Raw genomic sequence first — 22,602 nt, forward strand, 5'->3', positions numbered from 1 at the left:
CCTTTATTTTCTTTTACTGCTGGAGGCAAGCGCCTTGTCCGTTTCGATCATGGTGTTCACCGCTTGTTCTGTTTGTACAAGCTGTTTCTGAAGAATGCCTATGTAGGATGTACTTAATTCGTTCAACTGTTGATTGATTTTTTCTAATGTGTCTGCTGCTATGAGCTGGTTTCTCCCTTTGATGGATGTTGGAAGTTTTGCATTCATTTGAGCGCCTGATTGTTTTGCATGTTGTAAAACTCGTTTGATTTCACTGGCATCTATTTTGATTTCTCTACTCATGTGACTTCCCTCTTTTTTCTTCCAATTGTTTCTGCTTTACTTTCTCTATTTTTCTTTCAACAGAATGGATCTCATGTTCTAACGTATGAATCTCTGATTTTAAGTCACTGATTTTCTCATCAATTCGATTCACTAGATTAATCAGCTGTACACCTTTTATCTCTTGACTGGCGGATGCCACCTCGTCTCGAATGTCATCAAACGTATCTGCAAGATGGCCAAACCATGTATGTGATGTCAGATCTGGATAAGTCATTTTCTTGTTAGCATCTGCCAGAGCAGACTTTGCTTCTTTTATTTCTTTTCGACACATGCTCAGTTCTATGATTTGTTCTTTTTTTATGGATATGTCTGCCTTTAACGAATACAAGGCTGTTGTATAACCGATGATAGCTCCAGACATCGTCAAACACCTCTATCCCTCAAATAGTCCTCCGTTATGTTACCATTTCCTAGCACAAGAGGCATATGATTGAAAACGAATTCAACGAAAAATGAATCGTAGGTATTGGGTTTTTATACCTAATTCACACGCGCAAAAAAGCTGAATCCACCAACTGAATCCAGCTTTTGACGCTTATTTGACCGAATCACCAGCTGATGCTGATGGTTGATCGCTAAATGACGTGTCTTTCTTTTCAGGAATATAATGAAGAGAGAAACCGACAAGACTAAAAAAAGCGCTTAACACCAGTGTTGGATTTTTGAATAGGTTCGTACTTGCTATGATCAAATCTCCATTTTGCAAGAGAATCCCTAGTATTTGACCGAATACCAACAGGGTACCTGACGTTAAGAAAAGGACAAGCAGCACTTTAAATAAACATTCCATCAATGCTCTCATGTGTTTCTCCTTTCTATACTGGAAGTATTCCCATTCCGATGAGCCAGCCAATTCCTACAATCGGAAGCATATAGTAAAGAATGAGTGGTATAAATGTCTTCTCCGGACGGGCTCCTGCAAGACCAGAAGCGATAAAAATTGATCCTGATGCCGGCGGGGAAGCGCCTTCTGTTGATGAAAAGGCAAGAATGGCGACAACAGCGACAACTGGATCTACTCCGACTGAGATTAAAGCTGAAAATGAGACAAGTCCAACAGCTGTTAATGTGGCAGTTGAAGATAATGGTCCAGCTACCAGCGTGACAAGAACACCAACAATGAGCACCATGAGCCACTTCGGAATGGCAAGTACTGATGTGATTTGCGTCAAATCTTCTGCAAGTCCTAATTCAGCAAGCACCTGACTAGCAGCAACAGCAAACAGCATCAATGCTCCGATCGTTGTAAACTTAGGAATGGCCGATTTGAAAAACTTAGACCAATCTAAAGCAGACGCCTTTTTTCTTCCAATTGTTAAACTAATCAGCATCATGAGAATCGGAATCCACGTAATTAAAGAAATTTGATCCATTGCCTCTGGTCCAATGTTTGGATTACTTTTTAAGTAGTTTGCAAGTGGACCAATCGTCATGATAATCGGGATCAAGGCACCGAAAAAAATAAAAATCGATTTCCATCCCTGTTTCACAGCTTCTCTAAAGGGAACAATATCATCTGGCGGCATCGCTTGGATTTTATTTTTTCTCACCAGAATATACACAAGAATAAATCGGTATACGACTTGATACAGCCCTCCTATTAAAAGAGCAATATATAAATCACCCTCAGATACAAGGGCTGCAACTGGTGCAAAGCCCAGCATGATAAACATGGAAGAGTTCGGAGGCAGCGCGGCTCCAAGTCCGCCATTCCCGGCTAGAATCGTGGCCGTATGGGTTCGGCTCCAGCCTGATTTAATCATCCAAGAGGCCGTGATAGAGCCAGTGGCAGCTGTGTTTGCAGAATTTGAACCTGAAAGAGCACCTAACACTGCTGAACCTAATGTACTCATATAAGCCGCTCCACCAGGAAGCTTGCCGACAACCGAATTCAGGATGCGCAAGAGTGCGTGAATTAATTCCAGCTTTTCGATTAAATAGGCCATGAACACAAACGCAACGGCTGCATAAAGCACCTCATATGTGGATGCAAATATTAAACCATCCCAGAAAAGTCTTAATGCATCCATTCCGCCAAACAAAGTGGTTGCAATAAAGCCTAATAGCATGGCTTCTCCCATATTTCGTTTCACGATGACATTCCATATAATGATGACGGCTATGAATACAATCAATGCAATAAAACCCATGTCGTTTCTTCGCCTCCCCTTATTTTAATAAAGCGCCTACAAACATCACCCTTGCTGCATCACGTCAATGACTTCTTCCCAGCTGGCTGGTTTTTCCCCATTAAACCGTTCAACGAATTGAAAATCTGCTAATCTCTCTAGCTTCTGTTGTGCTGCCCGGGACATGCTCGCATCAATATGAGCTGAATCCAGTATTTCAATAGAGCCAAGTAGTTCGACCGCTCGTCTTTTTGCATGTAATGCACTTCCTGTCACAAGACGATTCATCGTCTCTTCAAAACTTTTGCTGTCCAGCGTTTCGCTTAGTGAAGAAATCACTTGATCTTCGACATTATATTTTTTAGAAATTTCCAAAAATTCAATGAGTAAACCGACAATCCCTTTCATATAAATGCTTCTTATTAACTTTAAAGCTGAGGCATCTCCTGGCTGATCACTGATTTTTGTAATATTCATACCGTATTCTTTCGTTAATTCAATGAATCGATCTGTTCCACTGCCGCTAGCAGTGATTGGAACCTTGTGTTTGTTAACTGGAAGAGATCCTAGCATGGCAACATCTACAAATAGAGCTTCTTGCTTTTCAATTTCGTTTGCCACTTGTTTTTTGATATCTGGAGTTGATGCCGACACATCCACATATACTTGATTTTTTTTCAAACTATCTAATACGGATTGAGCCACTTCTAAGGTTTTATTCGCTGGCACAGCCGCAATAACAATATCAGATTTTCCAATGACTTCACTCACATTACTTGTTAATTCGACGCCTGTGCGGGCTGCTTTTTCTTTCATTGTTCCAGCAAGTTTCTCATTCTGTAATAGTACATCATACGCATAAAAATGATCTAATCCTTCTGTTTTCAATCCCGTTGACAGCTCATATGCAGCTTCTCCATAACCGATAAAGCCTATCTTCATCACAGATTCCCCTATCCCTGGAATTTTTTCATTCTGCCCTCTAGCCATGCAGGCGCTAAGAGACTGATATCCTGCTTTCCTTCGCTCATATAATGTTGAATGGTCTTTAATCTGTGGTTTTCATACGCTAGTTTCTCTTCAGCTAGTGACAGCATCTCTTCTGCTTTCTCTTTCGGGACAATCACTACTCCATCATCATCTGCAACGACCAAGTCACCTGGTGATACTTTGACCCCTCCACACGAGATGATTTCATTCAATTCACCAGGACCATCCTTAAAAGGTCCATTCGGCGTGAACCCCTTACTATAGATTGGAAAAGCTAATTCCTCTAAAGCGACTTTATCGCGGACAAGACCGTCGATTACGATTCCTTCTATTCCAACAGCTTTTGCTGAACTAGCCATCAATTCTCCTAAATATGCGTGACCCCTATGATCTTTCCCATCAACGATGAGTACATCGCCTACTTGTGCAGAATAAATCGCTTGGTGAAGAAACAGATTATCTCCTGGCCGTAAGCTCACGGTAAAAGCTGTGCCGACTACATTCATGCCTCTCGCAACTGGTTTGATTTGATGATCCATCGCGCCGGTGCATTCCATCACGTCTGACAGCAAGGTCGAGTTAAGCTTTCTTGCCCTAGCTATAAGATCATTTGACACGAAATGAACAGTACTCATTGTTTCCATCATCCCCTTTGAGTTATATTCATTACATTTAATTCATTTAAAGTAATATACATTACTTTTGTGATATGATCATACCATCTCATTTTTAATTAGTAAAGCGCTTTCAAAAAATAAAAAATGAGTCCCCACACGACTATTGTGTTGTGTGATAACTCATTTTCGTTAACATATGATTGATTTGATCTAAACGTGGTTTTGTTCTTTCAGGATCATTCATCGCTAATGCACTTAAGATGAAATCGACGATAAAGATAGCAGATACGACAGAGTTATGAGAGCCTACACTTGCTGAGGAACACGGTAATACATGTTGTGCATATTTGGTTAGTGGAGAGCTGTAACTGTCTGTAATTAAAAGGACTTCCACTCCATAAGACTTCGCTGCTTCCATCAAATCCTTCATACGCTTTGCATAGCGCGGATAGCTGACAGCTATAATGAAATCATCCGAGTTGAAATGAACCAAATCATCCACCCAGTCACTTTGATCTGCATCAATATACTGGCAATTCCCCAATAGCCGATTGATTCCTAATGACAGGTACTCGCCAACAGGTCTTCCACTTCGTACACTTGTACACAAAACGTGGCGCGCGTTGGCTATTTTCCCAACAATTTGCTGAAAGGTTTCTTCCGTGATATTGTCCAATGCGTACTGGATATTTTGAAATTGCAGTTCTACATGGTTATGCAGGAGCTTACTCTTATTTGAATGCTTGAGATTCGCCTCAAGTCTTGTTTGAGGGTCGGCTTTATGCTTCATAGCTGATTGGAGCTCTTTTTGAAACTCAGAAAAACCAGAATACCCCACAGCAGCAGAGAATCGCATGATGGTTGCTGTACTCGTCCCGACTTTTGACGCTAATTTATCGACAGTTAAAAACGCAACCTCCATTGGATGTTGTACGATATAATCTGCAATTCTCCTCTGTGCATCAGTTAAAAACGCGACCTTATGCTGAAGCTTATGTATTAAATCCTCCATTTTAGCACCTGCCCATCCTATCGGCTTTATCTACGTTCAGATTGTTTTCTTTCTATATTGTACACATTTGTCCAAAATAAAAAAACAGCCAGCACGAATCTATCGCGCTGACTGTTTTAGCCGAGATGCTATTTTATAGTGCTTGAGCTGCTGTGATAAGTGCAAGGTTGTAAACGTCTTCGGCATTACAGCCTCTTGAAAGGTCGTTTACTGGCTGGTTTAAGCCTTGCAAGATTGGACCTACAGCTTCAAAGTTACCTAAGCGCTGTGCAATTTTGTAGCCGATGTTTCCAGCTTCTAGGCTAGGGAAAACAAATACGCTAGCATCGCCTTTAATCACGGAATCTGGTGCTTTTTTCGCTGCTACTGAAGGAACGAAAGCTGCATCGAATTGGAATTCTCCATCAAGTACAAGCTCAGGTGCCTTTTCTTTAGCAATACGAACTGCTTCAGATACTTTTTCTGTTTCGTCTGATTTTGCTGAGCCTTTTGTAGAGAAGCTAAGCATTGCCACACGTGGTTCGATGTCGAACATTTTGGCTGTGTTAGCACTTTCGATTGCAATTTCAGCTAGATCTTGGCTGTCTGGTGCAATGTTGATTGCACAATCAGCAAACACATATTGCTCTTCGCCGCGAGCCATGATGAAGACGCCAGATGTTTTCTTTACGCCTTCTTTTGTTTTAATGATTTGAAGTGCTGGGCGTACTGTGTCAGCAGTTGAGTGTGCTGCACCGCTCACAAGTCCGTCTGCAAGACCTTTGTACACAAGCATCGTACCGAAGTAGTTTTCATCTAGTAATGCTTTTCTTGCTTGCTCTTCTGTTGCTTTGCCTTTACGTCTTTCTACGAAAGCTTGTACAAGCTCTTCAAAACCTTCATATGTATGAGGATCATACACGTCAACACCATCAAGTGTAAGACCTAATTCTTTTGCTTTTGCTTCAACTTCTTGTGTTTTACCTACAACAATTGGCTGCAAGACTTTGCCATCTGCTAGTTTTTGAACGGCTGTTAGAATGCGTTCGTCCATTCCCTCAGGAAAAACGATCTTGACTCCTTTACCTGCAACCTTTTCCTGAACTGTTGAAAAAATATCTGCCACTTATATACCCTCCTTGATTTTACAAAAAAAGCGTTCTCTTTTAAGCATACTCTTCTTCTACTTAAATTCAAACTACCAACTTACATTATAGCGCTTACAAATTAAATTCTTATTTTTCAAACTAATTTAATCAATTTCCATAAAAGCTGACTTCGTCGTTCAAGTTTTGATCACATCTTCATTTGGACAAACTATGTTATAGTTGGAACAGATGGAAAACTGTAAATAGGAGTGAAATAAATGAGCGAACAACATACAACCAATGAAGCAGCTCAAACACTAGACGGCTGGTATGCACTGCATGATTTTAGAACCTTTGACTGGACAGCTTGGAAGCTGCTGACAAGTGATGAGCGCCAAGCGATTCTTCATGAATTCACAGGTCTATTAGAAAAATGGAAAATAGCTGAGCACGATAAGGCTGGAAGCCAAACAATCTATAGTATTGTCGGCCAAAAAGCAGATATTATGCTCATGATTTTGCGTCCAACCATGGAAGAACTGGGTGAAATTGAACTTGAATTCAACAAGACACGACTAGCAGAATTTACGATCCCAGCTTATTCGTACGTTTCAGTTGTTGAACTCAGCAACTACTTAGCAGGAGGCGGAGATGGCGGAGATCCTTACGAGAACCCGCATGTACGTGCGCGTCTATACCCAGAGCTCCCTTCTTCTCAATACGTATGCTTCTATCCAATGGATAAAAGACGTTCCGGCAACGACAACTGGTACATGCTCTCTATGGATGAGCGTAAATCACTCATGAGAAGCCATGGCTTAATCGGCCGCAGCTATGCTGGTAAAGTAAAGCAGATCATTACAGGCTCCGTCGGTTTTGATGATTATGAGTGGGGCGTCACTCTTTTCTCTGACGATGTGCTTCAATTCAAAAAATTGGTTTATGAAATGCGCTTTGATGAAGTCAGTGCACGCTACGGCGAATTTGGTTCCTTCTTTGTCGGAAACCGATTAGCAAACGAGCAGCTGGCGTCTTATTTTCATGTATGATAAACTCTTAAGGCTTCGGATCTTTCCGAAGCCTTTTTATGTATTTTTTTAGAAGGGTGATCACATCATGAAAAACTTCCCTATCGCTATTTTTGCATTAACGCTCGGTGCGTTTTCGATTGGCATGACTGAATGTGTCATCAAGTGTTGGAACAACAACTAGACATGTATAAACCTTTTGTCTTTTGCTTGTTATACTCTTTTCTGTATATGCTGCATAAACCATCAAACCTATTGAAATAAAGACATATGGTACGACCCATAAAGAAAGAACTACATGATGTGTTTGCCATTGAGGAAATTCCGTAAAGTAAATCTGCATAATGATTACGGGTATGAACAAAATTATTTTCCAAATGAAACTTCGCTTTTTACTTGTGATTATTTCTGAGAACACAAGGTCGAAAATCATAATTGCATATGCTGTTCCATAGTGTCCTAGCGATGATGTAATGGATTAGCTGTAGATGGCTAGATGAACCATCCAAGTAATACGACAAAATTACACTTAAACCACCAAAGCCACCAAAAATCCAATAAAGCTGCCCCATCTTGTTTTTTCATTTTCAGGATAAGTAAGAAACAAAACTAAACTCATGGTCCACAACAATGCAGTTAGGATGAACATCATTTTATTTCTTTAGCCTACTTTCAATAAATTGAAGTGTGTCAGCTGCTATTCTATTTCTAGATAGAACAATTCCAGCATGCCCACAACTGTATACGTGCCTTTTAGGTTGATTCCAGCTATTCCACAGAGTATCAGCATCGTTTATGTCGATATACATATCATATTTTCCTGATATTAAGAGTACATTTTCTTTGTCTACGAGAAGTTTTGCTTTACTAGGGTTCATAATGTCCCAAGCTTTGTCGAGTTCTTCATACGTTGTTCCATGTTCCTCCAGATCTCTGCGTATATACTTACCAGGAAGAGTATTCCAAATGGAATGCGCAATATTGTTCGCATAAAAAGCTGATACAACAATATTCACGTCTTTTTCGACTGTTGCTAATAAGTTTGTTAGCCACCCTCCTAAACTAATGCCAACTACGATTATTTCCCCACCTTCATTTTATCTTGATCCATTTAATCAGCCCTCTAAGTTCAACAATAGCTTGCTGGGAAGAATGCACTGTTCGACTTATATTGGCGCTAATCATGTGTTCACCTGAATATGTTGAATTTTGTGGTTCCCTATCGAAATGATAAGGCAGCGTGTAGTAATACATATTCCAATCATAATTTTTAACGATTTTATCGTGATAAATCTTCTTAATTCTGTCGTATGAATCCATGCGCCATCCATGTACGAAGATTATATTGGGCTTGTACTTTGACTCTTTTCGTAAAAACACTTCCCCAGAAACCTTGTCATTCTTATCTTCACCAGATTTGATGCTTGAATTAAAAGAAAATATTCCACTTTTTAAGTTTGCTGTATGGTTATCGATGTGAAATTCTAAATCAATTGGCTGAGCACCAAAAAAATGATCTCTATTACCTACGTCAATAGGCAAATTATTATAGTGACTTTCTTTGCTTCTTGTTCTGTGCATATCCATTAATGCTGCGTAATCTATTACTTTTAAAAGCTTCAAAAGAATTGACTCCTTTAATCTCAAATTATTACTATACGAATATTTTAGCAAAAAAAGGTTATTTTTTTGGAAACAAATTAAATAAATTGATGAATGAAAGCTAATTAGTAAGCCAATGATGTGTAATAAACAAGATAGATTAAAGTAACAATTAATATAAAGATAAACAATAAAAAGACAAATATAAGGGAAATCATAAAAGACCTTGTCGATGCATATATATCAAAAAGAAGACACAGGGCTAAAATAAAGATCATTTTAGCCCTGTGTCAACAATCTGAAACTTTTTATTTCACCACGGTCACTTCTGGCTCTTCTATTGGTTTCACACGTTCCTGAATGGGATGAGAAAAAGAGTGCCCTGATAAGACGATATGAGATACTGTTTTGGTAAACCCAGACACTGCCTGAATAAAGGCTTCAATTTCTTCAAGGGAAGCGACAGACAGCTTAATGAAAAAGCATGACTGCCCTGCCACTCGATAAGCAAAAAAAGCGCGTGGATGCTGATTCATAAAAGCCACAAAACGTTGATACTCCCCGTTTAGCACTGTGACTTCCAGCAGGCAGTCAATCATAAGCCCTAATTTTTTATAGTTAACCTGAACCGAATACCCTTCGATAATCCCTGCATCTTCTAATTTACGCACTCTTTCTGCTACCGCAGGTGCGGATAAATTGACCCGCTTGGACAATTCCCTCATAGATAAGCGGGCATCTTCTTTCAATTCATTTAAAATATGCACATCAACACCGGTGATTTTCATTCGTACCTCTCCTATCCAAAAATCGTTCCATTTGAAAAGTATTTTATGATAATACTTATGATGCGAAATGTAAAATAAAACTAAATAATGGTAGAATTTATTTTAACGGAATTGAATGAAAAAGCAAGTTTGGAGGGATCACCTGATGAAAGAATCTTTAGACAGCCAGGCTTCTAAAACATTTCCCATCACACTTGCCATTGCGCTCACACTTGGCGTCTTTGCGGCGGGATCGGAAGAACTGGTGATTTCACCACTGCTGCCTGATTTATCAAACTCTTTTCAGCACTCTCTTGATATTCTCGCCCTTTCCATCAGCATTTATGGGTTAGCTGTGCTGGTTGGAGCCCCGCTGCTTGTTCCTTTAGGGGACCGGTATTCAAGGGAGCTATGCCTGATTATCGGGCTTTCTTTCTTTTTGATTGGCACCGTAATGTGTGCGGCTGCCCCGAATCTGGCCGTATTTTTTGCAGGCCGTGCTATTTCTGGGCTGGCGACCGGTGTATTTGTGCCAACAGCCTATGCGCTTGTGGGTGACCGGGTTCCTTATGAATATCGAGGCAAAGTGATGGGGCTCATTGTGTCGAGTTGGTCTCTTTCTCTTGTCCTTGGTGTACCAATTGGCGCCTTCATCGGGCAGAGTTTAAACTGGCGATGGACCTTTTGGATTTTCGCCATCATGAGTCTCATTGTCCTGCTGCTCGTCATCCTTGAATCTCGTAAACAAACCGCCACAGCGAATACAGGAACACCTCAAGCTAGGGAGAAAGCTGGCTCTTTATGGGGAGCTTTGAAAATTGATCGTGTCCCCGCCTATTTGACCGTGACATTTTGTAATATGCTTGGATTTTATGGCATGTACTCGTTTTTAGGAGCGTATCTACAAAGTTTGTTTTCTGGAGGGCAATCGACGGCAGGACTTCTGATCATGGCTTACGGTGTCGGTTTTTCCATGAGTGTATTTACAGGGAAATTAGCAGACTGGTTTGGCAAAACTCGTTCTCTTTTCTTTGTGCTGGGCGGCATTACGCTCGTTCTCGCCTTACTTCCTTATGCTCCTTTCTCATGGACATTGCTGATTTTTGCCCTATTTATTTGGGGTGCCATGCAAAGTTTATCTGTCACGCTTTTGAGCACTGTTCTAAGTGACTGCTCCCAAACCCACCGAGGCAAAGTGATGGCTTTTTACAGCCTTGCGTCCAATCTTGCCGTTATGCTTGGTTCCGCTCTTATGGGACCTGTCTATGTCCATTTCGGCTATCATACGGTAGGGCTTGTATGTGCTCTCGTTACGCTTGTTGGTTTTCTTATTAGCTTCGTCAGCTATAAACGTGAACGAACCTTACAGCAGAAACATAAAAACACATTTGAAACGTAAGTTCAATTCACTGCACATCTAGGTATGTGCAGTTTTTTAGATCAATTTTTAATATCATCATAAAATACATTTTTTATAAATTTTGTTGACAATTGCCAATTTTATTTTTTATAATCTAGTAAAAATTTGAAAAAGATTGGATGGTAAACATGATCTTAAAGAATGATGTTTTTCATTTCAAAGAAGAGCCCATCGTTTCACCTAAGATGTTTACAGTCAATACACTAGGCCCTAAGGGGACAAGCAGTGAATACGCAGCAAAACACTTCATCTCTCATTCCACCACTACTCTCGGCACTCATACGAAACTATCCCTTTATGACACATTCGAAACTTGCATTGAACATACTCTCTCTCACGCACTCCAATACACTCTCGTTCCACACGCATACGAAGGAATCAAACACTTCTACATGAGACCTGACCTGCAGCTCTTACAAATTTTCAGATGTGACACACCCATGTATGGCTTGGCTGTCAGACCAGATTTTCCATTTCAAGAACAAATGCTCCACCATTTAAAAATTGTCTCTCACCCTGCACCTGTCAATTTGATTCAATATTTCATTCACCAAAATGCTGAATTTGAGCTAGTCAATTCGACAAGTACTGCCGCACAAAAAGTAAGAGACGGCGAATTTGATTTCGCTTTAACCAATGAGGTAGCCAGAGCCACATATGGCCTCACCTTCGTTCGAACGTTTAAAAGTATTCCTATGAGCTGGTCCATATTCGGAAAAGGAGAGATATAATATGCAAACTGAACAAAAAACGCAAGAACGATATTTTCCACAAGCCAAAAAAATAGAATGGGAGAATGGTGTCACACAATATTCCACGGTCAGAGGTGATACGGAAGTGCTCATCTCATACATCCCTCCTCACACGATCATTAAACCTCACGAGCATCCCGAAGCACAAATCGGCATCGTATTAAAAGGCGAGCTTCAAATGACAGTCGGCCCATCGACCCAATTGCTTACCCCTTTAGAATCAGCGTATATCGCACCACCTTTTGTCCCTCACGGCGCTTCTAACCTGACAGATGAAGAAGTGATTGCTATTGATATTAAGAGATTAAAAGATGGCGAAGAATACACGGCGCCTCCTACTTATTTCTTAGACATTTTCAAAACACGAGATTTACTTCCTGGCATGGAAGTGACCTTTTTTGTTGAGGATTGGATGGAGCTCATGATAGCCAACATTCCTGGAAATGGCGGAGAAATGCCTTTTCACAAACACCAGAATGAACAAATCGGCATTTGCATTAGCGGAGGTTATGATATGACGATTGAAGGCTTTACAGAGAAAATGGAATTTGGTACTACCTACTTTTGTGACCCTAGGGAAGACCACGGTGCGATAAATCCAAAGCCGGAAGCATCAAAGTCTATTAATCTCTTCTTCCCTCCCCGCTATAATCGGTTGAAGCCAAAAACGTCTAAGGTGAAGAAATGAACCTCGACGGAAAAGTCGTCCTGATTACAGGAGGTGCATCGGGAATTGGGCTTGCCGCAGTCAAGCTTTTCCTTGAGCACGGAGCAAAAGTCGCAGTGGCTGACATCAATGAAAAAAGCGGCAAACAGCTCGTCGAATCATTGGCGCACGAGCATGTTGCGTTTTTCAAAACAGATATTACGAATGAGTCTGACTGTCAAAAAACCGTTCAGTCTGTGCTGACCCAGTTTGGGACAATCGATGTGCTGATTAACAATGCAGGCATTGAAATTGTCTCTCCCGTTCACGAGATGACGCTGGAGGATTGGAATCACATTGTACAGGTCAACCTGACGGGTGTATTTCTCATGAGTAAGCATGCTTTGCCGCATATGCTTGAAAAGAAAAGCGGAAGTATTATCAATACCGGATCTGTCGGGGGTCTTGTCGGCTGGCCTGACATCCCTGCCTATAACGCAACAAAGGGCGGTGTCATCCAGCTCACCAAATCGATGGCGGTCGACTATGCCGCCCATCAAATCAGAGTGAACTGTATCGCCCCAGGCATTATTGATACACCATTAAATGAAAAATCCTTTTCAGACAATCATTCAGAAAGCCTTGAGGTTGTTAAAAAGGAAAAAGCAAAGGTGAACCCATTACTTCGTCTCGGAAAACCCGAAGAAATTGCGAGCGTCATGCTGTTTCTCGCCTCTGATCTATCCAGCTATATGACTGGAAGTGTTGTCACAGCAGATGGCGGTTACACCGCTAGATAAAAAGGAGTGCTTTCATTGAGTAAAAAAACCGTACTTGTCATTGCTGATCTAGGAGGATGCCCGCCCCATATGTTTTACGAAAGCGTGGCTGCATCGTATCATATCGTTTCTTATATCCTGAGACCTTTTGCTATTACAAAGGGACACACTGAGCTAATCGAAAAATACTCTATTGCGGTCATCAAAGATCGAGATTATTTTGACAAAAACCCTTCTTTTGAACACCCAGATTCGATTTACTGGGCACATGATGATTATCTAAAATCCGAGGAAGAGGTGGTGGACGACCTAGTTCGCGTCGCTTCCTTTTTCAAAGCGGATGCGATCACCACCAATAATGAATTATTCATTGCACCAATGGCAAAAGCCGCTGAGCGACTTGGGCTGCGCGGCGCTGGGGTAAAGGCAGCTGAATTAGCGCGTGATAAAAGCCAAATGAGGGCTGCATTCAACGCAGCTGGGGTCAAAGCAGTAAAAACTCAGCCTGTCACGACTTTAGCTGATTTTCAGCAAGCCATTGAACATATTGGTACACCGCTTATTTTAAAGCCTACATATTTAGCAAGCTCCATTGGCGTGACCCTTTTTCATGACCGATCCGGCAGTGATGATCTCTTTTTAAACGTACAATCCTATTTGCAAACCATTCCCGTTCCAAACGCTGTGACGTATGAAGCACCGTTTGTCGCTGAAACGTACTTAGAGGGGGCTTACGAGGATTGGTATCAAGACGACGGCTATTCTGATTATGTCAGTGTAGAAGGATTAGTTGTTGAGGGTGAATATATCCCTTTTGTCATTCATGATAAGACCCCTCAAATCGGCTTTACAGAAACGGCTCATATCACTCCGTCGATCCTAGACAATGAAGCCCAGCAAATCATCATTGAGGCAGCGAGGAAAGCAAATGAAGGATTAGGTCTTGAAAACTGTGCCACTCATACAGAAATCAAGCTTATGAAACATCGAGAAACCGGACTGATCGAATCAGCAGCTAGATTTGCTGGCTGGAATATGATTCCGAATATCAAAAAGGTCTTTGGGGTGGATATGGCTAAGTTGCTGATTGATGTATTAGTCGATGGAAAAAAAGCTAATTTGCCAAAAGAACTACTTTCTGGACATACGCATTATGTAGCAGACTGTCATTTATACCCTCAGCATTTCAAAGAGAGCGGACACATTCCGCCTGAGGCCACACACATCACCATTGATCATGTGCATATTCCGCAGGACACTTTAGTTGGAGATACTGTCATCATCAGCGAATCTGTCCCACCTAAAGGAACCTTTGTAGATCTATCTTTATTTGAAGCATTTAATGGCATCGTGTCTCTTGAATTAAAAGGGTCGTCTTCTCAGGATGTTGCCGCCTCCATCCGTAACATTCAAAAGCAGGCAGCCATTCAGTTAATGGATGAATTAGTGAAGGGATAAGAAAGAGAGGATGTCGTGGTGAAGATCTTACCATCTAACATGATTGAACGGCTGCCAGAACAAAAATTTGGAACCGTATTTGAGAAAATTGCGCATAAAACACAACACGGAGCGAACATTGTGAACCTTGGTCAGGGAAATCCTGATCTTCCTACTCCGGCGCACATTGTGAATGCCCTTCAAGAGGCAGCAGGCTCTTTGCAATTTCAGCAATATGCACCTTTTAGAGGCTTTGACTTTTTCAAGCAAGCCATTGCAGATTTCTACAGAAAGGAATTCGGCATTGAGGTTGACCGGAAGAAGGAAATTGCCCTTTTCAATGGAGGAAAAACAGGGCTTTATGTGATGAGTCAGTGCCTGCTTGATCCAGGGAATATTGCCCTCGTCCCCGATCCGGGATACCCAGAATATCATTCAGGTATCTTGATGGCGGACGCAAAGCCACATTGCATCCAGCTTGAAAAGAAAAATGGCTATTTGCCGAATTTCTCTTCAATTGATCCAGACGTGTTAAAAAAGGCAAAGGTGCTTTTCTTAAATTATCCGAATAACCCAACTGGTGCTGTGGCGAATGAAGCTTTTTTTGAAGAGGCTGCAGAATTTGCGTCCGCTCACGATCTGCATGTGATTCATGATTTTGCTTATGGTTCCTTTCATTATGAGCAAAAACCAGTGAGCTTTCTAAAGGCTCCTCTTGGGAAAAACGTAGGAGTGGAATTATATTCTTTATCCAAAACATTCAATATGGCAGGATGGAGAGTCGCTTTTGCTGTAGGCAATGAGGACATCATTCATGCCATTAACGCCTTCCAGGATCATGTGTTTGTCAGTATGTATGGTGGATTTCAACATGCCGCCACCGTCGCTTTACAAAGTGATGACTGTCATATTCAATCATTGAAAGAAGTCTACATTGAACGAATGGCTTTCTTCATCCGTCAAGCGGAGAAGCAGCTTGGCTGGACCATTGAACGTCCAGCCGGCGCCTTTTATTTGTGGGCACCGATTCCTGATGATTTCGAGGATTCTCATGCATTTGCCGACTATTTACTCGAGCATGCAAATGTCGTCGTGACGCCTGGGGGTGTGTTTGGAACACATGGAAGACATCATGTCCGCATCTCAATGGTGGCGCCAATTGAACAGCTTGCCCTTTTTATCGATCGGCTGCATATACTGCCGATTCGTTTTCAACAAAAAACCCGCATATAGCGGGTTTTTCATATTTATATACTTTTCATCGAACCACCATCGACAGATATTTGCTGTCCGGTGACATAGGAGGCTTCCTCTGATGCGATAAATGCCGCCAATGAAGCCATTTCACTCGCTGAACCTACTCTTTGCATCGGGATCCCTGACGCAACAGCCTGTACAGCTTCTTCCCGTGATAATGACTGCTCACGCATCATGTTTTCGATAAACTGTTCATATCGATCTGTAGCAATAAATCCTGGGTTTAAACAATTCACTGTGATCCCTGAAGGCGCAAGCTGTGTGGCTGCATTTTTACTAGCATTGATAATCGCTGCATTCATCATACTGTTCGTAAACATTTGATCACCAGGTTCCTTCCAAAGGTTCCCGACAATTTGAATGATCCGGCCATATTCATGTCTTTTCATCATCGCTGCCGCACGTTTCATCATATCAATGTACGCTAGGGCTTTCTGAGAAAATGCTGCCAGCATCTGCTCACTTTCACATGAATTAAAAGTATCTGGCTTCCCTCCTGGAATGTTATTAATCAACACATCCAGTCTGCCAAACTCTTGATCTATTGCCGCAAAGGCCTCAGCTCGCACTCCTTCATGCGACATATCACCACAGAAAAGAGACACCGGCTCCTTTGTTTCTGCCATACGCTCAATATGCTGCCGCGCATCTTCTAGTAAGGATTGATTTCTAGAATTGATGATGACCTTTACATGGTCCTGGGCGGCAAGCTTTATGGCGATTGCCTTTCCAATCCCTGTACTTGCCCCTGTTACAAATGCAATTCTTTTAGACAAACTCATCCACATCCCTTTTCTGCTTAACTTAGAAAAATACATAAAATGACACTTATAGAATGTATTTCAACAAAAAAAGACCTTTCTCCTGCGAAAGGCCTTTGTTCTTTATTTAAATGTCGTTTCCCAATCAAATCCGATTGTCTCGTCATTCCAAGCGATTCTCTTTTCATCTGGGTTTTTCGGGTCATAGGATTCTGTCGTGAAATAGACAATTTGCAGCGGCGTCTCGCCTAGTACCCGGTAGCCATGTGCGACACCCTTTGGGATGAGGAGGAGCATTGGATTGTCTTCCCCCATATAATACACATCGGTTTGACCCTTTGTAGGAGAGTCCTCACGCAAATCGTATAAAACGACCTGAGCATGACCTGCTGGGAAAAACCAAACATCATCTTGCTTTTCATGATAATGAAAGGCTTTGATCACACCTGGAAAGCTTTTCGACCACGATGCCTGCCCAAAACGTTGCAGCATGGGCTCATCATCTCGAATGAGCTCTGCAAAAAAGCCGCGATCATCACAATGTTTCATGAGTTTTTTCGTTTGTACACCATCAATCATGCTGATGCCATCTCCCTTCTTTCTGCAAAAATTCGTGAAGCGCATCCTTCCAATGTCTCGGCTTCCAACCTGTGGCTTCAATCGCTTGAAGGTCTAACACAGAATAGGCTGGACGAGGTGTTTGGAAGCCGTACTCTTCTGTGGAAATTGGCTCAATGGTCGTAGACAGGCCGCTTTTTGTCACAATTTCTGACGCAAAGTCAAACCAGGAACAGCTTTCTCGGTTACTGACATGATAAATTCCTGCCTGTTGATCAAATAAATGAATGATGGCCTCTGCGACATCTTTTGTATAAGTAGGTGAGCCTATTTGGTCATTCACGATGCGCAAATGATCCTTTGTTTCTGCGAGCCGAAGGATGGTATTCACAAAATTATGTCCCTCATGTCCGTATAGCCACGATGTACGGATGATTTTCACTTCGTCTGATACAAGATGAATCAATTCCTCACCAAGCTTTTTACTTTTTCCATAAATGGTGTGAGGATCTGGCTGTGCATCGACTTGGTAAGGCGTGTCTGCTTGCCCGTCAAACACATAATCTGTACTGACATGTAACACATCAGCCCCTACGTTCTTTGCCTCCAGCGCTGTATAGTAGGCGCCAATGCCATTAACAAGATACGCCTTTTCCGTTTCTGTTTCACACTGATCTACTGAGGTATATGCTGCTGCACTGACAACAATATTAGGACGAAAGTGTCTCATCGCATGTCTGACTGCTTGCTGATCTGCGATATTGAGCATGCTCCTCGTTAAGGAAATGACGGTGATGTCTTTCTCCTTAAGCTGTCTGCTCAATTCCTTCCCTAGTTGCCCGCCTGCACCGGTGATTAAAACTTTCATCGGTCACCCTTCTTCGCTCTGATCATATTTGGCACGATACCAATTGATCGTTTTTTCAATACCTGCTTCAAATGACGTCTCCTGCGTCCAGCCAAGCTCCCGTTTTAGCTTACTGGCGTCAATCGCATACCGTCTGTCATGTCCTTTACGGTCTTCAACAAACGCAATACGGTCATGACTGATCCCGAGCTGCGTCAGAATGGTTTTGGTCAAATCGAGATTCGTTTTCTCGTTGCCACCGCCGATATTGTACACCTGCCCAGCTGTTCCGTTTTCAAGGACCTGCTTTACAGCTCTCGCATGATCCTCTACATACAGCCAATCGCGAATCTGCTGGCCATCTCCATAAATCGGGATTTTTTCTCCATTGATTGCTTTTCTAATAATCGTCGGTATTAATTTCTCTTCATGCTGATGCGGTCCGTAGTTGTTGCTGCATCGTGTGATCATTGCGGGTAATTGGTGAGTGTGGATATAAGATTTTACAAGCAGGTCTGAGCTTGCCTTGCTTGCTGAATAAGGATTATTCGGTGAAAGTGGTGTTTGTTCTGTGAAAGCCGGATCATTCAGTTCCAAATCTCCATATACTTCGTCTGTTGAAATATGAATAAGTTTTTTCGCCTTGCCCTTTAAGACTGCCTCCAGCATACGATAGGTACCGAGGACATTGGTTTGAATAAAGGGCTCTGCCGATTCAATACTGCGATCAACATGGGATTCCGCTGCAAAATGAATGATAGCATCATAGACTTCATCAAACGCTTGATCCAGCTCATGTTGAAGGGTGATATCCCCTTGAATAAAACGAAAATGAGACAGCTTTAATAATTCATCCATCTCCTCTGGATGACTAGCATATGTTAACTTGTCAAAAACAGTGAGCCGGACATCTGTCTCCTGAAGCAGCAGCTTCACAAAATTCAGTCCAATAAATCCCGCTCCGCCTGTAATGAAATAAGACTTCGTCATTCGTATCCCTCTTTTTTCTTCATCGTTTCAAACATTTTCGTCGATGCTTGGTGGAGAGATTCATGTGTTCCTGCATCAATCCACCACCCTTTTAACATATCATAGGTCAGCTGGCTATTTGAGATATAGAGATTGTTTACATCTGTAATCTCTAATTCGCCTCGATCTGACGGCGAGATTTTCTCAATATATTGAAAGACTTCTTGATCATAAAAATAGATGCCCGTGACGCAGTAGGATGAACGCGGATACTCCGGTTTTTCCTCAATTGATACAATTCGGTGGTGGGTGGCATCAATTTCTGCAATGCCAAACCGCTTTGGATCTGCCACTTCTTTCAACAGAACCTTCGCACCACTTTCTTGCTGCTGAAAGGCTTCAACAAAAGGGGTTAGCGAATCCTCAAATACATTATCACCAAGCATGAGCACAAACTTTTCCCCTTCTACAAAGGGCTTTGCGTAGGATAAGCCGTCTGAAATTCCAGAAGCTTCTGGCTGGACCTGATACACGATGTTCATCCCCAGTTCCTGATCGCCTTCAAGCAGCTTTTGAAACAGCGGGATTTGTTCTGCTTGTGATATGACCATTACTTCTAAAATTCCCGCTTCTTTCAATTTGAACAATGAACAATAAATCATCGGATATGGGCCAACCGGCAATAAATGCTTATTGAAAATCTTTGTTAAAGGTGCCAGTCGTGATCCCTTTCCTCCTGCTAAAATAACTCCCTTCACATCTACACATCCTTATGTTCTTTTTGGTGATGATTCATGAGGTATATAAGAATGTTTTTCACTCGTTCGGTTCCTTTTCCATCAATGAGTGACCGTCCATTGAGATGAATGCTCCTGCGGAGAAAGTAGCTGCCGGACAGCCTTCGAACAGCACGCCATATATCCTTTTCATCCACAAGGCTACCTAATCCAAGATGGTGACAGGCTCCCCTTTGTGCAAAACGAGTGGCTGTCACTGCTTGGTGGTCTACTTGTGAAAGGACAATGCTGGGCACCCCGATACAAACGGCCTCATATAACGTCATCCCGCCAGCAACAATCGCTAGATCGGCTTCTGCAAGACGGGTAGGTAATTGATCCGTATGACGAATGAATTGAATATGTGCAGCCTCGATTTCTTCTTCGATGCGAGAGGCTTTTCCTGTAACCGCTAGAATGTGTAAATGGCCTGCTTCGAGAAGGGCTGATACAGCCTTTAATAATAATCCGCCTGGATCACTGCCCCCAAGGCTGATCACCACCTTCTTACATTCTTTGCGAACCTCATATGTGTCTTTTAATTTGCTGATCTCGTGATCTAACAATAAATAAGGTGTTCCATAAAAGTAGTCCGTTCCATTTACTTGCAGGTGCTTTTCATCTAGTCCACCATAAATGCCGTTTACGACAGCATCAGCAAGCTGGCAAGCTTCTGTTCTTTCTTCTTCAAATAAGACCAGTTTTGCATTTCTGGAGGACGCTTTGATCGATCGAAGGAACTGAAGGTCACAATCAAGGACATCGATTAGCAGAAGATTAGGATTTAGCTCTTTTATGTCCTGATCCATTTGAAGGAATACGTTTGATTCCTGCACCAAATGAACGTGCCATGCTGGATGCGAGAGCATTTCTACACAAATCTGTTCATTTGTATAGAAATATAAGTCGTTTCCTTCTTGAATCAGTTCCTTTGCCAGACGTTTCATTCTAACGATATGCCCCATTCCTCTTAAAAAACCACCGTACACAACAATCATGATTTTTTTATTCATTCAGCATCCTTCTGTCTCACAAATTGATTCAACCGAACCATATTAGGATCTTGTTCACAAATGGTGATGAGCTCAGCTGTAGGCACTGCATTAGACCCACCGGCTTTTTCAAGTAAACGGGTGGCAAATACATAATCTTCTTCTGTATCAATCGTGAATCGATAAGCAGGATATGCGAGTTCTTTGGGCGGTGTGAATAATTGCAGTTGAAATTGCTCAGGGTGCTTTCGGATATACAGCGTGACATGCTCACGCTCCGGCTGCGTAAGGGGGAAATTGTCGATTTTACGTAAAATAGTTGCGTTGATCATTTCCCCGGAAATACCGAGTGGTGTTCCGGTCGTATACGTGTAATCAGCCTTCTTCTGTCTATGTTCTTCAAGCATTTTCGACAAAAGCGCTGGATCTATAAATGGATTATCTCCCGTTAAACGTACAATGGTTTGTGGTTCAAAATGTTGAGCTATCTTTGCGAATCGCTGCAATACATCCATCTCACTGCCACGAAATACCTTATAGCCCTTTGATAAACAATAATGAGCCAATAGATCATCTTCTGCTTCGACTGTTGTGGCGATCATGAGGTTCTGCGTTTTGTGATTATAATAAGTTGATTGCTTTACCCGTTCAACGATAAAATCGATCAACGCCATACCACCGATTGGTTTCATCACCTTTTTTGGCAGTCTTGTTGAGCCCATTCTAGCCTGTATGACAAAGAGCACATCATTGATCATTTGTAGACTCCTGCATGAGCACATCTTTCCACGAAACCCCTGTATGGGCTGGAATGTCTCTGACAGCCTTGACGCCAATTAAAATCTCCATGTACCGCGGATGCAGACCTTGGCTTTTTTGTCCTGGACGTAATACGGCTAGATTTTCTTCGGTCAATGTCTCGCCCTTTGCAATATCTTTTGTCGTAAAAATCCCTCGATACGCAAATTCACGAATCTGCCCTTCAATGGCTGTTGTCGTTTTAAAAGAACTGCCAAGGAGCTCCTCTGACACAGAATAAGCGTCTGTTTCTGATTGATTTCGGTCCTTTTCCGCCGCTCGAATATGCTGAACCATTTCCTTTAATTCTTCGGGATCGAGCGCAAAGGAATGATCGGCGCCAGGCAGCGTCTTATCTATCGTAAAATGCTTTTCAATCATGGCTGCCCCAAGCTTCACAGCAGCAACAGGGGCTTCAGTAGGATGCTCACTATGATCGGAAAAACCGATGACTGCCTCAGGAAAAGCGGAAGCTAAGGTTTGGAGCACACGAAGATTCGTGTAAGCTCTAGGTGCTGGATACTTTGCGACGCAATGCATGATGGCAACCTGATCGTTTTGCACGCTTGTAATCGCCTCATATGCTTCATGAACATCTGCAATAGTGGCCCCGGCAGTTGAGAAAATGATGGGCTTTTGAAAAGAAGCTGTATGTCGCAAAAGAGGCAAATGATTGATTTCATAGGATGCCAGTTTGAAAGCTTTCGGATCGGTTTGATTTAATAAATCCGCCGATTCTTCATCACACACTGTGCTTAAAAATATTAGCCCTTTTTCCTCACAGCGGGTTAATAATACCGGGAGCCATTCTGGCGGCAGTTCCATTTGTTCCACTAAGGAAAAAATGGACACCTCTTCTCCCTTGGCTGTTTCGTATAAACCTGGTTCCTTTTGATACATCCGATCAGCTTGGAACATTTGAAACTTCACTGCATCGGCACCTGCTTCTTTTGCCACATCAATTAAAGCAAGCGCCTGATCCAGCTTTCCATCATGGTTAATGCCTGCCTCTGCAATGATAAAGACAGGCGCACCATCCCCCACTTTGCGATCTCCAATGTAGAAATGCGCCAT

24 protein-coding genes and 1 pseudogene are annotated in these 22,602 nt (G+C 42.1%); 7 read left to right on the forward strand and 18 right to left on the reverse strand.

Translation table 11 applies throughout. From position 1 onward, the window contains the following. Positions 1-3 precede the first annotated feature (3 nt). The 8 genes from MKY83_RS17965 to pta form a co-directional block, all read right to left on the reverse strand. Positions 4-282, reverse strand: a complete 279-nt coding sequence (locus MKY83_RS17965; RefSeq protein ID WP_185107688.1) for a YwqI/YxiC family protein — start codon at positions 280-282, stop codon at positions 4-6. Next, positions 275-685, reverse strand: coding sequence for a DUF5082 family protein (locus MKY83_RS17970; RefSeq protein ID WP_283924015.1), 411 nt, complete (start codon positions 683-685; stop codon positions 275-277). Before MKY83_RS17970 ends, MKY83_RS17965 begins: the two co-directional genes overlap by 8 nt. Before the next feature lie 174 nt (positions 686-859). Continuing rightward, positions 860-1,126 (reverse strand): hypothetical protein, encoded by a 267-nt coding sequence (locus tag MKY83_RS17975; RefSeq protein ID WP_126740941.1) that lies wholly within the window; start codon positions 1,124-1,126, stop codon positions 860-862. Between the two features lie 13 nt (positions 1,127-1,139). Further along, positions 1,140-2,474 carry a TRAP transporter large permease subunit gene (locus tag MKY83_RS17980; RefSeq protein ID WP_278177002.1) on the reverse strand — a complete coding sequence of 445 codons (1,335 nt, stop codon included), beginning with the start codon at positions 2,472-2,474 and terminating at the stop codon, positions 1,140-1,142. A 45-nt stretch (positions 2,475-2,519) separates the two neighbouring features. Further along, positions 2,520-3,395 carry a prephenate dehydrogenase/arogenate dehydrogenase family protein gene (locus MKY83_RS17985; RefSeq protein ID WP_268485356.1) on the reverse strand — a complete coding sequence of 292 codons (876 nt, stop codon included), beginning with the start codon at positions 3,393-3,395 and terminating at the stop codon, positions 2,520-2,522. An 11-nt stretch (positions 3,396-3,406) separates the two neighbouring features. Then, on the reverse strand, positions 3,407-4,078 hold the full coding sequence (locus tag MKY83_RS17990; RefSeq protein ID WP_342487537.1) for an RraA family protein: 672 nt from the start codon (positions 4,076-4,078) through the stop codon (positions 3,407-3,409). A 142-nt stretch (positions 4,079-4,220) separates the two neighbouring features. Continuing rightward, positions 4,221-5,072, reverse strand: coding sequence for a MurR/RpiR family transcriptional regulator (locus MKY83_RS17995; protein WP_268453531.1), 852 nt, complete (start codon positions 5,070-5,072; stop codon positions 4,221-4,223). Between the two features lie 133 nt (positions 5,073-5,205). Then, the gene (pta, locus tag MKY83_RS18000) at positions 5,206-6,177 is read right to left on the reverse strand and encodes a phosphate acetyltransferase (RefSeq protein WP_003215086.1); all 972 of its coding nucleotides are present in this window, start codon (positions 6,175-6,177) and stop codon (positions 5,206-5,208) included. Between the two features lie 240 nt (positions 6,178-6,417). On the opposite strand from pta, the gene hemQ reads away from it, so the two are divergent. Further along, on the forward strand, positions 6,418-7,188 hold the full coding sequence (hemQ, locus tag MKY83_RS18005; protein WP_185107676.1) for a hydrogen peroxide-dependent heme synthase: 771 nt from the start codon (positions 6,418-6,420) through the stop codon (positions 7,186-7,188). A gap of 632 nt (positions 7,189-7,820) precedes the next feature. On the opposite strand, the pseudogene MKY83_RS18010 reads toward hemQ, so the two are convergent. Further along, a pseudogene (locus MKY83_RS18010) lies at positions 7,821-8,790 on the reverse strand (alpha/beta hydrolase family protein). 287 nt (positions 8,791-9,077) lie between these two features. Next, positions 9,078-9,557 (reverse strand): Lrp/AsnC family transcriptional regulator, encoded by a 480-nt coding sequence (locus MKY83_RS18015; protein WP_185107670.1) that lies wholly within the window; start codon positions 9,555-9,557, stop codon positions 9,078-9,080. Between the two features lie 145 nt (positions 9,558-9,702). On the opposite strand from MKY83_RS18015, the gene MKY83_RS18020 reads away from it, so the two are divergent. The 6 genes from MKY83_RS18020 to MKY83_RS18045 all read left to right on the forward strand — a co-directional run bounded on the left by MKY83_RS18020 (position 9,703) and on the right by MKY83_RS18045 (position 15,803). Beyond that, on the forward strand, positions 9,703-10,935 hold the full coding sequence (locus tag MKY83_RS18020) for an MFS transporter (protein ID WP_050944482.1): 1,233 nt from the start codon (positions 9,703-9,705) through the stop codon (positions 10,933-10,935). A 149-nt stretch (positions 10,936-11,084) separates the two neighbouring features. Then, positions 11,085-11,687, forward strand: coding sequence for a hypothetical protein (locus MKY83_RS18025; RefSeq protein WP_003215386.1), 603 nt, complete (start codon positions 11,085-11,087; stop codon positions 11,685-11,687). 1 nt (position 11,688) lies between these two features. Further along, positions 11,689-12,396, forward strand: coding sequence for a cupin domain-containing protein (locus tag MKY83_RS18030; RefSeq protein WP_342487539.1), 708 nt, complete (start codon positions 11,689-11,691; stop codon positions 12,394-12,396). After that, a complete protein-coding gene (locus MKY83_RS18035) occupies positions 12,393-13,154 on the forward strand; it encodes a glucose 1-dehydrogenase (protein WP_050944484.1) in 762 nt (253 codons plus the stop codon). Before MKY83_RS18030 ends, MKY83_RS18035 begins: the two co-directional genes overlap by 4 nt. A gap of 15 nt (positions 13,155-13,169) precedes the next feature. Then, the gene (locus tag MKY83_RS18040; protein WP_342487541.1) at positions 13,170-14,591 is read left to right on the forward strand and encodes an ATP-grasp domain-containing protein; all 1,422 of its coding nucleotides are present in this window, start codon (positions 13,170-13,172) and stop codon (positions 14,589-14,591) included. Between the two features lie 18 nt (positions 14,592-14,609). Beyond that, positions 14,610-15,803: an aminotransferase class I/II-fold pyridoxal phosphate-dependent enzyme gene (locus MKY83_RS18045; RefSeq protein ID WP_065098078.1), complete on the forward strand. Its 1,194-nt coding sequence runs from the start codon at positions 14,610-14,612 to the stop codon at positions 15,801-15,803. Positions 15,804-15,817: 14 nt separating this feature from the next. On the opposite strand, the gene MKY83_RS18050 is transcribed toward MKY83_RS18045, so the two are convergent. The 8 genes from MKY83_RS18050 to MKY83_RS18085 form a co-directional block, all read right to left on the reverse strand. After that, positions 15,818-16,609: an SDR family oxidoreductase gene (locus MKY83_RS18050; protein ID WP_269199666.1), complete on the reverse strand. Its 792-nt coding sequence runs from the start codon at positions 16,607-16,609 to the stop codon at positions 15,818-15,820. A gap of 102 nt (positions 16,610-16,711) precedes the next feature. Continuing rightward, a complete protein-coding gene (locus MKY83_RS18055; protein ID WP_003215275.1) occupies positions 16,712-17,167 on the reverse strand; it encodes a dTDP-4-dehydrorhamnose 3,5-epimerase family protein in 456 nt (151 codons plus the stop codon). Further along, a complete protein-coding gene (rfbD, locus tag MKY83_RS18060; RefSeq protein WP_113767836.1) occupies positions 17,160-18,014 on the reverse strand; it encodes a dTDP-4-dehydrorhamnose reductase in 855 nt (284 codons plus the stop codon). Before rfbD ends, MKY83_RS18055 begins: the two co-directional genes overlap by 8 nt. Positions 18,015-18,017: 3 nt before the next feature. Continuing rightward, on the reverse strand, positions 18,018-18,983 hold the full coding sequence (rfbB, locus tag MKY83_RS18065; protein ID WP_065097812.1) for a dTDP-glucose 4,6-dehydratase: 966 nt from the start codon (positions 18,981-18,983) through the stop codon (positions 18,018-18,020). Next, positions 18,980-19,720, reverse strand: coding sequence for a sugar phosphate nucleotidyltransferase (locus MKY83_RS18070; RefSeq protein WP_113767837.1), 741 nt, complete (start codon positions 19,718-19,720; stop codon positions 18,980-18,982). Before MKY83_RS18070 ends, rfbB begins: the two co-directional genes overlap by 4 nt. A gap of 2 nt (positions 19,721-19,722) precedes the next feature. Further along, complete coding sequence (locus MKY83_RS18075; protein ID WP_342487542.1) at positions 19,723-20,751, reverse strand: glycosyltransferase; 1,029 nt, start codon at positions 20,749-20,751, stop codon at positions 19,723-19,725. After that, positions 20,748-21,488 carry a glycosyltransferase family protein gene (locus MKY83_RS18080; RefSeq protein WP_065097809.1) on the reverse strand — a complete coding sequence of 247 codons (741 nt, stop codon included), beginning with the start codon at positions 21,486-21,488 and terminating at the stop codon, positions 20,748-20,750. Before MKY83_RS18080 ends, MKY83_RS18075 begins: the two co-directional genes overlap by 4 nt. Next, positions 21,478-22,602, reverse strand: coding sequence for an N-acetylneuraminate synthase family protein (locus tag MKY83_RS18085; protein WP_342487543.1), 1,125 nt, complete (start codon positions 22,600-22,602; stop codon positions 21,478-21,480). The genes MKY83_RS18080 and MKY83_RS18085 overlap by 11 nt, the downstream gene beginning before the upstream one ends.

Source organism: Bacillus sp. FSL M8-0266, from assembly GCF_038613425.1.
In the GTDB taxonomy this organism is placed as follows: Bacteria; Bacillota; Bacilli; order Bacillales; family Bacillaceae; genus Bacillus; species Bacillus pumilus.

Coding starts and splice junctions, on each gene's coding strand:
- MKY83_RS17965 (WP_185107688.1), bottom strand. CDS start 282: ATGAGTAGAGAAATCAAAATAGATGCCAGTGAAATCAAACGAGTTTTA.
- MKY83_RS17970 (WP_283924015.1), bottom strand. CDS start 685: ATGTCTGGAGCTATCATCGGTTATACAACAGCCTTGTATTCGTTAAAG.
- MKY83_RS17975 (WP_126740941.1), bottom strand. CDS start 1,126: ATGAGAGCATTGATGGAATGTTTATTTAAAGTGCTGCTTGTCCTTTTC.
- MKY83_RS17980 (WP_278177002.1), bottom strand. CDS start 2,474: ATGGGTTTTATTGCATTGATTGTATTCATAGCCGTCATCATTATATGG.
- MKY83_RS17985 (WP_268485356.1), bottom strand. CDS start 3,395: ATGAAGATAGGCTTTATCGGTTATGGAGAAGCTGCATATGAGCTGTCA.
- MKY83_RS17990 (WP_342487537.1), bottom strand. CDS start 4,078: ATGAGTACTGTTCATTTCGTGTCAAATGATCTTATAGCTAGGGCAAGA.
- MKY83_RS17995 (WP_268453531.1), bottom strand. CDS start 5,072: ATGGAGGATTTAATACATAAGCTTCAGCATAAGGTCGCGTTTTTAACT.
- hemQ (WP_185107676.1), top strand. CDS start 6,418: ATGAGCGAACAACATACAACCAATGAAGCAGCTCAAACACTAGACGGC.
- MKY83_RS18015 (WP_185107670.1), bottom strand. CDS start 9,557: ATGAAAATCACCGGTGTTGATGTGCATATTTTAAATGAATTGAAAGAA.
- MKY83_RS18020 (WP_050944482.1), top strand. CDS start 9,703: ATGAAAGAATCTTTAGACAGCCAGGCTTCTAAAACATTTCCCATCACA.
- MKY83_RS18025 (WP_003215386.1), top strand. CDS start 11,085: ATGATCTTAAAGAATGATGTTTTTCATTTCAAAGAAGAGCCCATCGTT.
- MKY83_RS18030 (WP_342487539.1), top strand. CDS start 11,689: ATGCAAACTGAACAAAAAACGCAAGAACGATATTTTCCACAAGCCAAA.
- MKY83_RS18035 (WP_050944484.1), top strand. CDS start 12,393: ATGAACCTCGACGGAAAAGTCGTCCTGATTACAGGAGGTGCATCGGGA.
- MKY83_RS18050 (WP_269199666.1), bottom strand. CDS start 16,609: ATGAGTTTGTCTAAAAGAATTGCATTTGTAACAGGGGCAAGTACAGGG.
- MKY83_RS18055 (WP_003215275.1), bottom strand. CDS start 17,167: ATGATTGATGGTGTACAAACGAAAAAACTCATGAAACATTGTGATGAT.
- rfbD (WP_113767836.1), bottom strand. CDS start 18,014: ATGAAAGTTTTAATCACCGGTGCAGGCGGGCAACTAGGGAAGGAATTG.
- rfbB (WP_065097812.1), bottom strand. CDS start 18,983: ATGACGAAGTCTTATTTCATTACAGGCGGAGCGGGATTTATTGGACTG.
- MKY83_RS18075 (WP_342487542.1), bottom strand. CDS start 20,751: ATGAATAAAAAAATCATGATTGTTGTGTACGGTGGTTTTTTAAGAGGA.
- MKY83_RS18080 (WP_065097809.1), bottom strand. CDS start 21,488: ATGATCAATGATGTGCTCTTTGTCATACAGGCTAGAATGGGCTCAACA.
- MKY83_RS18085 (WP_342487543.1), bottom strand. CDS start 22,602: ATGGCGCATTTCTACATTGGAGATCGCAAAGTGGGGGATGGTGCGCCT.